Here is a 232-nt window from a genome sequence, read left to right on the forward strand (position 1 = left end):
CCGGGCTTTATGCGGCGTTGAGCGAAGCGGGCGCAACGCTGCTCGCGGTGCCGGCGGCGTTCACCCGGCCGACCGGCGCGGCGCATTGGCATACCCTGCTTCGCGCCCGCGCGATCGAGGCAGGCGCCTTTATCATCGCCGCAGCGCAGACCGGCGTGCATGAAGATGGTCGCGCGACCGATGGCCAGTCGCTGGTGATCGATCCCTGGGGCGATGCGCTGCTCGACATGGG

1 protein-coding gene is annotated in these 232 nt (G+C 70.3%); it reads left to right on the forward strand.

The window, feature by feature from the left end; all coding sequences use genetic code 11:
• Positions 1-232, forward strand: a 232-nt coding sequence (locus tag LD028_RS09590) for a nitrilase-related carbon-nitrogen hydrolase (RefSeq protein WP_275949121.1), incomplete at both ends; no start/stop codon positions are given.

It is taken from the genome of Anoxybacillus sp. LAT27 (genome assembly GCF_022030075.1).
Classification (GTDB): Bacteria; Bacillota; Bacilli; order Bacillales; family Anoxybacillaceae; genus Anoxybacillus; species Anoxybacillus kestanbolensis.